Below are 13,683 nucleotides of genomic sequence, written 5' to 3'. Positions count from 1 at the left end.
AAAATCTCCTTCTCCTATTTGCTCCTTAGCGTCTTTGCGCGAAACAAAAAAACGGTAGAGAACCGAAATCCTCCACCGTGCAATTAACAATTAAAAAACCTAACTAAGACTCAACACCTTGGGGTAATAACTCCCGTGTTTGCTGAGAACTAACTTGCACAATGCCATTTTCATCAACGTCAACAAGAGCAGTATCGCCGTCTTTGATACGTCCAGACAGAATTTCTTCCGCCAAACTATCTTCTAACAAGCGCATAATTGCCCGACGTAATGGCCTTGCACCGTAGCTAGGACTGTAACCCTCAGTGATCAAGCGATCCTTGAAGCGGTCTGTAACTTCTAAGACAATGCCCTTTTCCGTCAAGCGACCAAACACTTCCTTGAGCATGATATCGGCGATTTCCGTGACTTCAGCCTTATTCAACTGACGGAAGACGATAATTTCATCTAACCGGTTCAAGAACTCAGGACGGAAGTAATTCTTCAGTTCCTCATTCACTAAAGAACGAATGCGATTATATTGAGATTCGTTAGCATCTTCAGCAAAATCGAAACCAATACCGCTACCGCCTTTTTCAATTACCTTAGAACCAATATTGGAAGTTAAAATCAGCAAAGTGTTCTTAAAGTCCACCGTGCGACCTTTCGCGTCAGTTAAACGCCCATCTTCCAAAATTTGTAAGAGCATATTGAAGACATCCGGGTGGGCTTTTTCGATTTCATCGAATAACACCACAGTGTAAGGACGACGACGGACAGCTTCTGTTAGCTGACCACCTTCGTTGTAACCGACATAACCAGGAGGTGAACCGATCAACTTACTGACGGTGTGACGCTCCATGTATTCGGACATATCTAAGCGAATCATCGCTTCTTCTGAACCGAAGAAATAAGAGGCTAAGGATTTTGCCAATTCAGTTTTACCCACCCCAGTTGGACCGGAGAAGACAAAACTAGCGATCGGCCGATTAGGATTTTTTAAACCGACACGAGCGCGACGAATAGCGCGGGAAACAGCCTTCACAGCGTCATCTTGACCGATGAGGCGCTGATGTAAGGTATCTTCCATGTGCAGCAACTTCTCGGACTCAGATTCAGTGAGTTTGTTAACTGGTACACCAGTCCAGGAAGCGACAATGTGAGCAATGTCTTCTTCTGTAACTACGGGTTCAATACCGTCACCACTAGAGCCGTTACTCTTAGTTTGGGCAATAGTGCGGATTTCCGCCTTGATTTCCATTTCCCGATCGCGCAATTCCCCCGCCCGATCAAAGTCCTGAGAACGGACTGCATCATCTTTTTCTTTTAAGATTTGCCGTAGTTCTTTGTCTAATTCCTTAGCTGCTGGGGGCAGTTGGGAGTTAATTAAGCGCACCCGTGAGCCGGCTTCATCCACCAAATCAATGGCTTTATCTGGCAAATAGCGATCGCTAATGTAACGATCAGACAACTTAGCCGCCGCCACCAATGCTTCATCGGATATTTTCAGCTTGTGGTGTGCTTCATAGCGATCGCGCAAACCATATAAAATTTCTATTGTCTCATCAACGCTTGGCTCACCCACCATCACAGGCTGGAAGCGTCTTTCCAACGCTGCATCCCGTTCAATGTGCTTGCGGTACTCATCCAAAGTAGTCGCGCCGATACATTGTAATTCACCCCGGGCCAAAGCTGGCTTGAGGATATTCGCTGCATCAATAGCCCCTTCCGCCGCGCCCGCACCGATGAGGGTGTGAACTTCGTCAATAACTAGGATGACATTACCCGCCGAGCGGATTTCATCCATAATTTTTTTCAGACGTTCTTCAAATTCACCACGATATTTAGTTCCTGCTACCAGCAGACCAATATCAAGAGTGACTACACGCTTATCTTCCAGGATATCGGGGATATCCTTGCTGGCGATACGTGAAGCTAAACCTTCGGCGATGGCGGTTTTACCAACACCTGGTTCTCCTATCAACACGGGATTATTTTTCGTCCGGCGACCCAAAATTTGGATTACCCGCTCAATTTCCTTGGCGCGTCCCACCACAGGATCGAGCTTGTTATCTATGGCCATTTGGGTCAGGTTCGAACCAAACTCATCGAGAGTTGGGGTTTTCGTGCGACCAGAGGGGCCACCCGGCGTAACTTCCGCCGTTTCTCCCAACATCCGAATCACTTGGGTTCTCACCTTGGTCAAATCTACACCCAGGTTTTCTAGCACCCTAGCTGCCACACCTTCACCTTCGCGGATCAGTCCCAACAGCAGATGCTCGGTACCAATGTAGTTATGCCCCAATTGGCGTGCTTCTTCCAAGGATAGTTCTAAAACCCGTTTTGCCCGTGGCGTAAACGGAATTTCTACGGCGACAAAGCCTGAACCCCGTCCTATGATTTTTTCAACTTCAATGCGAGCATCTTTGAGATTAACTCCCATTGATTTCAGCACCTTCGCGGCCACCCCTGTACCTTCGCCAATCAGACCCAAGAGGATCTGCTCAGTTCCGACAAAGTTGTGACCTAAACGGCGGGCCTCTTCTTGGGCCAGCATGATTACCTTAATGGCTTTTTCTGTGAAGCGTTCAAACATGGCATTTTTCCCATCACCTGCGTCGTGCCGGTATGCTGATTTTAGCACAGGCTAAAATTTTGGATATCTATATCAACAATATTAGATATCCAATTACCATGACACAGGTTGATGGGTTAATGAGTAGCTATTAATTCTTTCTTTGGAGTTAGTGTACTGAGGAGAGTGATTTTACCAGCATTTTGGGGGGGTAAATCCAAACAGTGAACCATTGATGTGGGGTTTTTGGTTAACCCTCCCAAACAAAACTACATATCATAAAATGTCTAGCATTGTCAAATTAATTGGCTTAATGATAAGTTTTTTATATAGATAAAAATTTTAATACAATATATTTTGATATAAAATCAGGGCAAAAAATTTATTTTATCTTCATAAATGTGGTTTAAAGTAGTCGGCTGGTGAAAATTTTTATTTCGAGTTTTCAAAGCCAGAGTTAAATACTGGTGATTAATTTAATCTCACTTTTAACAAGCGAATGTTCAGCTATCAGCGCTAATTTTGGATTTAGTTCCCTTTTCAAGAACCCACTGACTGCTGACCGGTGAATACTAGTATCTCTTTTAGATGTTACAGCAGTTTGCGATCAAACCCGCCACAAAAAGAGCTATTTAAATAGGCTCAAAAAATAAGCCACAATGATTAAACCAGTTGAGTGATATTTTGTCCTTTATTTCCAGGGCGGTCATCATCAACTCTGATTCCACCTTCACCTCTACCATAATGTTGTGTCATAATAATTTTACCGTTCTTGTGGCGGGTTTGATCTTAAATTGCTGTTAAAATACATTTAATTTATACATGAAGTCCGTCAGGGATGCCCACCCCACAAGAATTAAAATACAGTCTAATTTATTACTTGCCTTGGTGAATGGAAGTGGCAGTTCATCTTGCACACAGACAAAACCCATCTTTTATGTTTCAAACCCTTAATTTTTAGTTAGTCCACGTAGGTGGACTTCGTTAGCGATTTCTAATCGCCGATAGCGTAGCGTGGCGTTAGCTAATTGCTACACATTAAATCGGAATAACATCACATCACCTTCTTGGACAATATACTCTTTTCCTTCACTTCTCACTAATCCTTTTTCTTTGGCTGCATTCATGGAACCATAATTTACTAAATCATTATAAGCGACAGTTTCAGCGCGAATAAATCCCCGTTCAAAATCAGAGTGAATGACTCCTGCCGCTTGGGGTGCTGACATTCCGGCATTTATTGTCCAAGCGCGGGTTTCTTTTGGTCCACAGGTGAAATAAGTCCGCAAACCTAAAAGGGTGTAAGTTGCACGAATTAAGGATTTTAAACCACCTTCTTTCACACCTAAAGATTCCAGAAAGTCAGCTTTATCGGCTTCTGGTAATTCGACTAATTCCGCTTCTACTTGTGCGGATACTATCACAACTTGGGCATTTTCGATCGCAGCGACTTCTCGAACTTTTTCCACAAAATCATTACCCGTTGCTAAGTCTTCTTCAGACACATTAGCAGCATAAATAATTGGTTTATTGGTAAGTAATCCTAATCCTTTAATAATTTCAGATTCTTCTGTAGTCAAACTGACTTGACGGACAGATTTACCTTCATTTAAAGCAGCGGCTAATTTTTCTAAAATTGTCACTTCAAATTGTGCATCTTTACTAGTGCGTGCGGCTTTGCGAGTTCTCTCAATGCGTTTTTCAATTTGGGATAAATCTGATAAACCAAGTTCTAAATTAATGATTTCAATATCTCGCGCTGGGTCAACAGAACCGGCTACGTGAATGATATCATCATTTTCAAAACAACGGACAACATGAACTATGGCATCAACTTCTCGAATGTGGGATAAAAATTGATTACCTAGTCCTTCTCCTTGACTCGCACCTTTGACCAAGCCAGCAATGTCCACAAATTCCACACGGGCGGGGACAATTTGTACTGAGGTAGCAATTTTTGCTAAAACGTTTAACCGGTCATCGGGGACTGAGACCATGCCAACATTGGGTTCAATGGTGCAAAATGGGAAATTAGCGGCTTCAGCTTTAGCGTTAGCGACTACAGCGTTAAATAAGGTTGATTTTCCGACGTTGGGAAGTCCGACAATTCCGGCTCTTAGCATTGTAGATTTTAGATTTTGGTGTCAAGTATAAGGATAATTCAAACGGGTGAAGATGGTGGAGAAACTGGGGAGAATATTTTAGGTATCCTGATTTTCCCACAATTCTAACAAACCAACTGTACCGACAAAAAATGTATAAATTGCATATTTGATTGCTGTCTGATTGCGTGTTGGGGCATAATAAGCGGCAATTAATGCTTCCATAAAATGAGCAGATAGGGCAATATGGGCAATGATTAAAGCTGGGGTTAAGATACTTGGTAGTTGATTATTGGTTATGGATGTTTGCATATTCCATAATTCTAACCCCATTGCGCCGGTGATGAGTGCGGTGGAGATGATTTTGATAATGGGGAATAGTTTTTGTTTGATATCTTTTAAGTTCATGTTGTTTGATTTTTTCAAAGTAAGAATATTTTACATTTTATTCTATCAAATTATTGATTAATTCATCTATTCTTAAAAGTTCATCAGTAATTTGGGTTACAGTATTTAATTCATTTGCCGGATCTGGAGTTTGAATAGTCATGTATGATGTAGCTGATTTATGGGCTACAAGACCTCGTTTTTGTCCAAATGTATTCATATTAGCAAGCCAAGTATTATTAGGATCTAAGTCATTACTATTTATTCCTATGGGTAATAGTAATGCTAAAATATTTTTTTCTTTTAATCCATGATTATTATCAATAACCTTCTTAAAGCTATTGATAGCTGAATTTATTTTTTCAGTTATTTGCAATCGCTTATAGTGATTATCTTGACTTACATTGTTGGGTTTTCTAAGTGTATCTGGTGGTTTATCCATAGTTAAATCAGAGAAACCAAGCAGACATATTAAAGTACGAGTTGTTTTACCGCTTGTATCCCACAGAGTTTTGGCATTTTGAACAACTTCCCAAGCTCTTTCTTCAAGATAAGACTCAATTTCAGCATGAGCAAGAACTCTGTATGCAGCAGTTCTAGATAACTGACTCTCGGAATATGAACTTGTCGGGCTAATTTCAGGAAGAAATTCGTCTTTTAACCTGTTTAGCTGGGTTCTTAAAGTAATAAATTTATCAGATTCTGGCATATCTTATTAAGAACCTACCTCAAACCATTGAAAATAATCCGATTCCCATCTAGTTCAGGTACATTAAAGTTTATTTCTAAAACTTTTCGGAGACTTTCACCCCACAACCTGAGACGATTATAAATCTCAGGAATATTCTGCGTTCTGCGTTCAACAGCTTCTCTAAAATCACTGTTTGATGAACATAATTCCTGAAAAGCAACTTTAACTTTTTCTTGATGATCTTCAGCAGATTTCCTGATTATTTCATCTGCAAAATAAAAAACCATCACATCTAAAATTGCTCGATTGAATTGGCTTTGATATTTATTATTTCTGCTCGACCATAAACGAGAGAAGTTTTTTTCTTCAAATATATTAATAGTTGTTTGTACTGCTTCTTCAAATTGATTGACTATATTTGTAATATCATGATATCTCTGATTATTAAGCCTTTCACAAGTCATGTCAAGAAATTCCTTGAGATTTCCCCTATAATCAGATAAAAAATAATGAAATCCTATATAACGTAATAGTAATTCAACATCACGCATCCGATAATCAGGATTTGATGATTTAAATATCTTTCTCAGAGCCTTACTTTCAACTGATTGATCATCTAACCAATTGGTAAAAGTACCTGGATGTAATGCTTGTCTTAGCTCTTGAGGGGATAATGGAGTACCCCCTATATTCAGCCGCAGAAAAATTTTATATAGTAAGTTTTCCTGGGTCCAACTCCTAATTAATACTGTACGAATAGTTTGGTTATCAAGATCATTACGTACAGAACTCAAAAAGACATCATTTTTAAAATCTTCATATTTTTTGCCAATTAAATCACGTCTAAATTCTAGATTTTTTAAAGCAAAGGCATTGTTATTATTCGATATTCTTTCATCACTTCCACCATAAAATTGCAGAATAGTTAACAATCGTTGTTTCCCATCAAGAACAATAAATTTACCTTTTTCCTGACGATTAACAGCTAATACTATTTGTGGTACTGGAAACCCAAGTATAAGTGATTCGATAAACCTACTTTTACGAGTGATATCCCAAGCGTCTCGTCTTTGAAATCTTGGATTTAACTCTATATTACCCCGATCAAGTTGATTAAAGATTGTCTCTGTTGTCCAGTCACTACCAGAAACAACAATTTCTCGAATTTGCTTTAATTCAGGAATTAACCCACTCAGCGGTTCAGGCTCAATTTCTTGATCTTCCTCTTCCTCAAAAAAGATTTCTTCTTCGTTAGTCATAGTTTCCGTTTGCATAAGGGTTTGAATTTAAAATATATCATATCATATAGGAATCCGGCTTGATTCTTCAAAACATACGTGGGGTGCGTACGAATACAGCTAACACACCCCTCAAGGACGAATACCAAGACAGTTTTACTCCTGAATTATGCTGTATGCTGTAATTTTTTCAACTTTGTTGAATATGACTATGTAACATTACTAAAGTCTCCGCTAATTGACTCAAGCGATTTTCTAAATCTTGTTTACGTCCTAATAATTGCCGTAATCTTTTATGACGAGCGATCGCTATACTAACACTAGGCACTTGTTCTACTGGACAGGGGCGTGACCAAACCTGACCCGCTGCATCTACTCCACAGAGGCGATAGTCAGTATGCACTGATTTATAAGATTTTTTGTCACCATTAGCGCAAATTTCCTCTACATAGTCCATGAGTCGATCTACTTCGGCATGACGCAACGTAGCTGTTACACCTGTTTCCGGTTGTTGGGGATGAGATTCTAACCAACCATTAATAATTGCACCTTCTAAATAAATATCCTGAATTTGTTGTACAATAGTTTGCAGTTCTATTTGCCAACTAGCAACTTTTTCTTCAATTGCTTGGAGCATATTCATGGCCAGCGCTGGGTTAGCTCCGTGACGATGACTACTAAAAGACGGGGTTTTAAATTTAGGGAGAGTTGGTGTTTTTTCTCCAGTCTCTCGGTCTGGAAAAACTGGTACAGAATCATGATGAGGAAATACATCCTCTGAACTTCCATGATTAAGGTCTGTATTTAAGTTTGTATTCTGGGCTGCTCCTGTAGCGGCAAAATTGTCCGTATATTCGGGGTGTCCGATGCTAATCCGAAAGGAGAAAGATCGTTTTGTTTGATCACCCGTTTCTGTAGTAACATCATCATGGCGAGTTTTTAAGTCATGTAGCGTTGCCTCGATGCGTTTTAACCCTGGTTTCATAAAAATATCCTAAAATTTATGGTCTTGATCAAAAAAGAATTGAGGATGGACAATGAATTTCTGCTCAGATTGGTAAATTTAGTCGGCTTTCCTCTAGGGACACTTAATTTCCCTCGTGGATTCTTTCCCTGCAAGTATTATACAATGAAATCAGTCATGAATAAATTGATTTTGGTGACGGGTGCAGCCCGGTCAGGTAAAAGCGAATGGGCGGAAAATTTGGCAGAAAATTCAGGAAAAACAGTTGTATATGTCGCCACAGCTACACAAAATCCAGATGATCAAGAGTGGCAACAACGCATTGAAAAACACCAACAACGACGACCTCAAGATTGGCTGACTCTGTGTGTACCAGTGGAACTTACGACTACTTTAGCTCAATCCCAGACCGATACTTGCTTGTTAGTTGATTCTTTGGGAACTTGGGTAGCTAATTTTCTAGAAATAGAAGATGTAATCTGGGAAAATACTGTAAAGGAGTTGCTAGAAACCTTGCCCTTAGTTGCAGCTGATATCATATTTGTGGCGGAAGAAACAGGTTGGGGTGTAGTTCCAGCTTATCATCAGGGGCGCAAATTCCGCGATCGCCTCGGTATTTTAGTACGGAAATTAGGTAATATTTGTGAACCTGTTTACTTAGTGGCGGGTGGTCATGTTCTCAACTTAAGTTTACTAGGCGTACCGTTACCATTACCTAAGTTTTAATTTAATTGATGCCAATTATGCCAAAAAATTAGAAAAATTAAATAGAAAATTAAATAGAGATAATTTTATAATTTTTATTTGCCAACTGACAAAATTCCGTACTATAATAGAAATGTGAAGTGTATGGGGCTTTAACGGTTTCGACAGGTTGGCGAAAGCTACTCTGTGATTCAGGTCGAGAGCGAGTCATCTCTCGGAAATCAAAGACTCGAAAAAAAAGTAAATGCGAACAATATCGTAAAATTTGCTCGTCGGGAAGCTCTAGTAGCTGCCTAAAACACCTCTTACAGGTTCGAGCGTCTTTAATTTGACTCCGTTAAGGATTAAAGACCTAACCCCCAACGGATGCTCCAACAAACGTTCTCTGGTTGGTTTGGTGGCTAAGATTAAATCAGAGCATCCTACGTTCGGGATAATGAACGATTCCCGCCTTGAGGGTCAGAAAGGCTAAACCTGTGAACGAGTGGAGGGTTAATACCCAATTTGGACATGGGTTCGACTCCCATAAGCTCCATTTTCAATAACTCTTAAGCCCGCTAAATACTTTAATGTGTAGGTGGGCTTTTTGCTATGTATAGCTGTAGCCAGGTTACTTAGGGCTTGCTGAATAAGTTGTCTGTGAGGGCAGGGAACTCTTAACAGGGAACAGTTTTACAGCAATTTGAGATCAAACCCGCCACAAGAATGGTAAAATTATAAAGATGTAAAAAAGAAGATTATTGAGAAATAGCCCCATATTCGATAGACCTACGACAAAAGATATTAAGTGCCTGGGAAAATAAAGAAGGTACACAAAGAGAATTGGCGGAACGATTCAAAGTTAGTTTATCCTTCATCCGTGACTTTTTGCGTCGATATCGAGAGACATCGGAAATAACTGCCAAGCCTCAAGGAGGAGATAGGCGCTCGAAAATTCCAGGTGAAAATCAAGAATTGTTCAAGAAAATAGTCACAGAGAAAAGTGATATAGACTGGTGAGAAATTCAGGAAATAATCAAAGAGAGTAAAGGAATAGAGGTAAGTGTATTAAGCTTGTCACGGACTCTTAACCGCTTAAATCTAAACCCTTCCCAGTTTATCGTCGTTAAGATATTCTGGTTTAATTCCTGCTCCTATTAGATGTTCACAGGCTATTGTTTGAAAATATTTGGGAAACATATATAAAGGTTTCGATACGAATCCTAACCCGTTCAATCAGATTTTTGTTGATGTGTGACAGTTGGGGTGCGGAATGTGGGATGTAAAGCCACTAAGATTATGCAAGGGCTGTTGACGCTCTACCCCAATGCCTACTTTAGCGATCGCTTTTTTAAAAGCCTCACCGTTTAACCCCATTGCTTCATATTTGGCTTTAGCTTCTATCACAGCTAGTTTAGTAGGTTATAAAACAGAATATAAACGCCGCAACACAATCAAGGGCAACATCACCCGACCATATTGGGGCGGGCGGTAGGGTCCACGGAGTTTATCAGCAATAGCCCAAATAAAACCAATTAAATCTTGATGATGATAATTTTCTGTAATTGCTACCATATTTATAGAATTTGTATTAGACTTACTGTCCCAATGTTTCATTAAATTTGCAATGGTGAGTAAGTTACCCACCATGATTGTAATTAATCAGAGAGCCGCTGATAATGGCTAATAATTTGTGCAGCCACTTCAGAAGCCGTTAAACCATCAGTTTCGACCTCAATAGCATCAGCCGCTTTTTGTAAAGGGGAAATCTTGCGAGTGCTGTCTTTCAAGTCTCTTTCAGCAATGTCCCGTTCTAGCTGTTCTAAACTAACTTGGGGTTGATTTTGTTTTTCAAAGTCTTGCTGACGACGACGGGCCCGTTCACCCACAGAAGCAGTTAAAAAGATTTTAACTTCCGCATCGGGGAAAACATGAGTCCCAATGTCTCTACCTTCCGCTACTAAACCCCCCCGTTGTCCCCAACTTTGCTGTTGTCTAACCAATGCTTGTCGGACTGCACTTTGGGCGGCGATCGCTGATACTAGAGATGTTACCTCAACTGTGCGAATTTTTTCAGTGACATCTATATCATTAATCTGGACTTTTACGGGAGATTGCAGACTTTCACCAGGAGTAAGTTCAATTTTACACCGCGTCGCCAATTCAGCTACGGCACAATCATCATTAATATCAATACCCTGTTCCAGCACTAGCCAAGTGATGGCTCGGTACATAGCTCCTGTATCTAGATATACTAAACCTAATTCCTGTGCCACTTGACGAGCGACTGTAGATTTACCAGCGCCCGCAGGACCGTCAATAGCGATAATCGGTTGACGGATTTGATCCTTGACATCCCGTAGAATCGTGTTGTCAATTAACCTGGTAGAACCAAGACGAGCCGCGATCGCCAACATTCCTTCATTCTCAACTTTTTCTAAAAACATCAACGTATTTGGTTCAACTAATTCAATATATTCCAAGCTGATAGCCCTAACTTTTGCGATTTCTTGCCTTACCAATGCTATTAGCTCACTACTGTGACGAACGCCAGCTTGAAACGCCGCTTCAGCTTGTTCTAAAGCTTTAAATAACACCGTTGCTTGCTCTTTTTCCGTGGTAGTCAAATATTGATTCCGAGAACTTAAAGCCAAGCCAGACAATTCCCGCACCGTGGGACAAGTCACAATCTCAACGGGCAAATTCAAATCAGTTACTAACCGCTTAATAATTGCCAGTTGTTGACCATCCTTTTGTCCAAAGTAAGCTCGGTCAGGTTGTACCAAGTTGAAGAGTTTAGTCACAATCGTGGCTACCCCCGCAAAATGACCCGGCCGAAAATTACCACACAAACCAGACATCATAGCAGATGGAGGGATAACTTGTGTCATTTGAGTTTCTGCAATATTCTGTAGAGGCAGACCAATTTCTTGGGGAGTTGGGGCAAAAATCGCATCTACACCCGCTTGTTGACAAAATTCCCTGTCCTGTGCTAGAGTCCGGGGATAGCGTTGATAGTCCTCATTTGGTCCAAATTGCAGCGGATTAACAAAAATACTGACAATTACCGTGGAATTTTCCTTTCTAGCTCGGTGAATCAAACTAAGATGCCCTTGATGTAAACTACCCATAGTTGGCACTAAACCCACCGCAGTGGGATACCAAACAGCTTGATCATCAACTGCCCCATCCTCGGTCGTCCCGAAATGGCAATACCTCCGACGGCCATTCAAATAAAAGCGTAAAGCCGTAACTGTTGTCAGCACCTGCACAAAAAACCCCCAGTTCCTTTCGATCCTTTCCCCCGTTAGTGTATATCTGATAGCGCGGCGTGGCACAATCGATAATTGGGGGATAAGATAGATGAACCAGGGGAATTTAATAGTGAAGAGCGAAAAGAAATAAGGAACGAGAAAGGGGGTTATCTTCCTAAAACTTCCAGACTGACTGGAGCAAGACCACTGCCGATCATCCCTAATAAACGGGCAGCACCCGCAGAAAGATCGATAATTCGACCACGGATGTATGGACCTCTGTCATTGATGCGCACGACGACAGAACGCCCATTTCTGGTATTAGTAACGCGGATTTTTGTCCCCATAGGTAAACTCCGATGAGCAGCAGTTAACCCTTCGGGATTATATCTTTCCCCACTGGCTGTTCTATTGCCAGAGCCGTCATAACCATACCAAGAAGCTATGCCGCGAAAATTAATATTGACCCTGCCAAAAGCAATTTTTTGTGATAACTTTGGTGTGGAGAGTGATTTACCAGCGGGTAAATTGGCGATTTCCTTGATGGGATTTGCGTTGCCCATCAGCCTCCGCAGTCTATTAGTTGCCTCTAAAGCATCTTGAGCCAGATTAGTGGCTGGGGTTTTTCTGTTGCCATTAATATTGGCTGATAGTCGCGTGGTTTTATTGACTTCTACCAGTTCTTGACCGTCAATTGTGATGGTGTAGCGATCACGGAGCGATCCATAGGAATCCCCAGACGGTCTGCGAACGGAAAGGCCATTCTTGTAAGCTTTATTATTAGTTGCGGGGGCATCCGCTATTTTCCAACTGACGGTAATCTTGCTTGCGTCTACATTGTTTTCAACTAGTTCATTAATTCTAGCTGCTATGACACTAGCTTTCTGAACCGGGTCATTGTCAATGGAGCCAACTTGTTTGTTGATATTGATTGTATTGTCAGTATTGCTAAAACTGGCAAATTTACCTGGCTCAGTAGCAACTCCAGAATCAGAATTGAAACTCTGATTGTTGCCAATGACTCCAATTTTGATTTTCTTGTTAGTAACTCGGGCAGAACCCAGAAAGGTGAGAACGGGAGTATCCCGAACATAAAGAGTTGCTGCTTGTAAACCCCGAATACTGTGAGGCTGAATTCTGGCAATCACAGGCTCGGAAATGGGTTGTTCTGTCGGTAATTGGTATTCTCCAACTTTAACCGCATCACTGGCAGATGATTTGGCAAGAGTTGGAGAACTTCCCTCACTGGCTTGACTCCGAGCGACTGAGGGGAGACCCAAAACGGTTAGGGTCAATATTGTTTGGGCTACGACAGTATTCCACAAATGTCTTTGATTCATGCGTCCGATTTTTAAAGCGACTTGAGAACTTAAGTTTTTTTTAGTTGGGTTTTTCACTTGTGATGGTGACAGTACCTGCAAACTCGAACCTGTTCCGCTTCCACTTTGCATTTTGTAACTGCAATAGACTAGCATGAATTTTCAAGCTTGGGGATCAGGGTTTTAGCGTAAATCTCAACAGACTGGCAAAATTTAAACTCAGATTTAGGCTGTCAAACTGTCTTCAATTCAGGATTTTAGCTATGTAACGTTTTTCGAAGATTTATATATTTTCAGCAAATAAATTTAATATTGACTAATACTTCTGTCCAACGGTTACTATTTTATATTCCTTATCTTTCATTCTCCGTACTTATTTTTTTTTAGTATTTAAAACACATCAAGCTAGTTTATGTTTAAGTGTAATTGTACTGGTAAATAGTTTCATCAATCTCAAATGTAATTTCCGCAAACACAATCTATACAAGGA

12 protein-coding genes, 1 other RNA gene and 1 pseudogene are annotated in these 13,683 nt (G+C 40.7%); 3 read left to right on the top strand and 11 right to left on the bottom strand.

The features are described 5' to 3' along the window. Window positions 1–103 precede the first annotated feature (103 nt). From H6F62_RS08010 to H6F62_RS07985, 6 genes are all read right to left on the bottom strand, one after another. Window positions 104–2,575 carry an ATP-dependent Clp protease ATP-binding subunit gene (locus H6F62_RS08010; protein ID WP_137908204.1) on the bottom strand — a complete coding sequence of 824 codons (2,472 nt, stop codon included), beginning with the start codon at window positions 2,573–2,575 and terminating at the stop codon, window positions 104–106. A 1,010-nt stretch (window positions 2,576–3,585) separates the two neighbouring features. Then, window positions 3,586–4,677, bottom strand: coding sequence for a redox-regulated ATPase YchF (ychF, locus tag H6F62_RS08005; protein WP_137908191.1), 1,092 nt, complete (start codon window positions 4,675–4,677; stop codon window positions 3,586–3,588). Between the two features lie 78 nt (window positions 4,678–4,755). Continuing rightward, entirely contained in the window at window positions 4,756–5,064 is a 309-nt protein-coding gene (locus tag H6F62_RS08000) for a hypothetical protein (protein WP_137908190.1), read from the bottom strand. Between the two features lie 37 nt (window positions 5,065–5,101). Continuing rightward, the gene (locus H6F62_RS07995) at window positions 5,102–5,752 is read right to left on the bottom strand and encodes a HEPN domain-containing protein (RefSeq protein ID WP_028089266.1); all 651 of its coding nucleotides are present in this window, start codon (window positions 5,750–5,752) and stop codon (window positions 5,102–5,104) included. 14 nt (window positions 5,753–5,766) lie between these two features. Continuing rightward, window positions 5,767–6,993: a DUF262 domain-containing protein gene (locus H6F62_RS07990; RefSeq protein ID WP_228036461.1), complete on the bottom strand. Its 1,227-nt coding sequence runs from the start codon at window positions 6,991–6,993 to the stop codon at window positions 5,767–5,769. Window positions 6,994–7,162: 169 nt separating this feature from the next. Continuing rightward, complete coding sequence (locus H6F62_RS07985; protein ID WP_190371769.1) at window positions 7,163–7,957, bottom strand: hypothetical protein; 795 nt, start codon at window positions 7,955–7,957, stop codon at window positions 7,163–7,165. Window positions 7,958–8,113: 156 nt separating this feature from the next. On the opposite strand from H6F62_RS07985, the gene cobU reads away from it, so the two are divergent. The 3 genes from cobU to H6F62_RS20910 all read left to right on the top strand — a co-directional run bounded on the left by cobU (window position 8,114) and on the right by H6F62_RS20910 (window position 9,640). Continuing rightward, a complete protein-coding gene (gene cobU / locus H6F62_RS07980) occupies window positions 8,114–8,662 on the top strand; it encodes a bifunctional adenosylcobinamide kinase/adenosylcobinamide-phosphate guanylyltransferase (RefSeq protein ID WP_137908188.1) in 549 nt (182 codons plus the stop codon). Between the two features lie 125 nt (window positions 8,663–8,787). Continuing rightward, window positions 8,788–9,179, top strand: a transfer-messenger RNA (tmRNA) gene (gene ssrA / locus H6F62_RS07975). 284 nt (window positions 9,180–9,463) lie between these two features. After that, a complete protein-coding gene (locus H6F62_RS20910) occupies window positions 9,464–9,640 on the top strand; it encodes a hypothetical protein (RefSeq protein ID WP_236097132.1) in 177 nt (58 codons plus the stop codon). Between the two features lie 84 nt (window positions 9,641–9,724). On the opposite strand, the pseudogene H6F62_RS07965 reads toward H6F62_RS20910, so the two are convergent. The 5 genes and pseudogenes from H6F62_RS07965 to H6F62_RS07945 all read right to left on the bottom strand — a co-directional run. Continuing rightward, window positions 9,725–9,862: pseudogene (locus H6F62_RS07965) on the bottom strand (DUF4277 domain-containing protein); the annotation flags it as partial. Further along, on the bottom strand, window positions 9,857–10,027 hold the full coding sequence (locus H6F62_RS20905; RefSeq protein ID WP_190371768.1) for a hypothetical protein: 171 nt from the start codon (window positions 10,025–10,027) through the stop codon (window positions 9,857–9,859). The gene H6F62_RS20905 and the pseudogene H6F62_RS07965, both read right to left, overlap by 6 nt. Window positions 10,028–10,042: 15 nt before the next feature. Beyond that, window positions 10,043–10,195: a type I restriction-modification system subunit M N-terminal domain-containing protein gene (locus H6F62_RS20900; RefSeq protein ID WP_242025932.1), complete on the bottom strand. Its 153-nt coding sequence runs from the start codon at window positions 10,193–10,195 to the stop codon at window positions 10,043–10,045. 83 nt (window positions 10,196–10,278) lie between these two features. Then, window positions 10,279–11,892: a bifunctional pantoate--beta-alanine ligase/(d)CMP kinase gene (locus H6F62_RS07950; protein WP_190371767.1), complete on the bottom strand. Its 1,614-nt coding sequence runs from the start codon at window positions 11,890–11,892 to the stop codon at window positions 10,279–10,281. A gap of 149 nt (window positions 11,893–12,041) precedes the next feature. After that, window positions 12,042–13,214, bottom strand: coding sequence for a septal ring lytic transglycosylase RlpA family protein (locus tag H6F62_RS07945; protein ID WP_137908203.1), 1,173 nt, complete (start codon window positions 13,212–13,214; stop codon window positions 12,042–12,044). Between the last annotated feature and the right edge of the window lie 469 nt (window positions 13,215–13,683).

It is taken from the genome of Anabaena sp. FACHB-1391 (assembly GCF_014696755.1).
Classification (GTDB): Bacteria; Cyanobacteriota; Cyanobacteriia; order Cyanobacteriales; family Nostocaceae; genus Dolichospermum; species Dolichospermum planctonicum.
This window is presented reverse-complemented; position numbering and strand designations above follow the sequence as displayed.

What these genes read in the sequence shown, in the direction of transcription:
- H6F62_RS08010 (WP_137908204.1), bottom strand. Translation starts at nt 2,575, where the DNA reads ATGTTTGAACGCTTCACAGAAAAAGCCATTAAGGTAATCATGCTGGCC.
- ychF (WP_137908191.1), bottom strand. Translation starts at nt 4,677, where the DNA reads ATGCTAAGAGCCGGAATTGTCGGACTTCCCAACGTCGGAAAATCAACC.
- H6F62_RS08000 (WP_137908190.1), bottom strand. Translation starts at nt 5,064, where the DNA reads ATGAACTTAAAAGATATCAAACAAAAACTATTCCCCATTATCAAAATC.
- H6F62_RS07995 (WP_028089266.1), bottom strand. Translation starts at nt 5,752, where the DNA reads ATGCCAGAATCTGATAAATTTATTACTTTAAGAACCCAGCTAAACAGG.
- H6F62_RS07990 (WP_228036461.1), bottom strand. Translation starts at nt 6,993, where the DNA reads ATGACTAACGAAGAAGAAATCTTTTTTGAGGAAGAGGAAGATCAAGAA.
- H6F62_RS07985 (WP_190371769.1), bottom strand. Translation starts at nt 7,957, where the DNA reads ATGAAACCAGGGTTAAAACGCATCGAGGCAACGCTACATGACTTAAAA.
- cobU (WP_137908188.1), top strand. Translation starts at nt 8,114, where the DNA reads ATGAATAAATTGATTTTGGTGACGGGTGCAGCCCGGTCAGGTAAAAGC.
- H6F62_RS20900 (WP_242025932.1), bottom strand. Translation starts at nt 10,195, where the DNA reads ATGGTAGCAATTACAGAAAATTATCATCATCAAGATTTAATTGGTTTT.
- H6F62_RS07945 (WP_137908203.1), bottom strand. Translation starts at nt 13,214, where the DNA reads ATGAATCAAAGACATTTGTGGAATACTGTCGTAGCCCAAACAATATTG.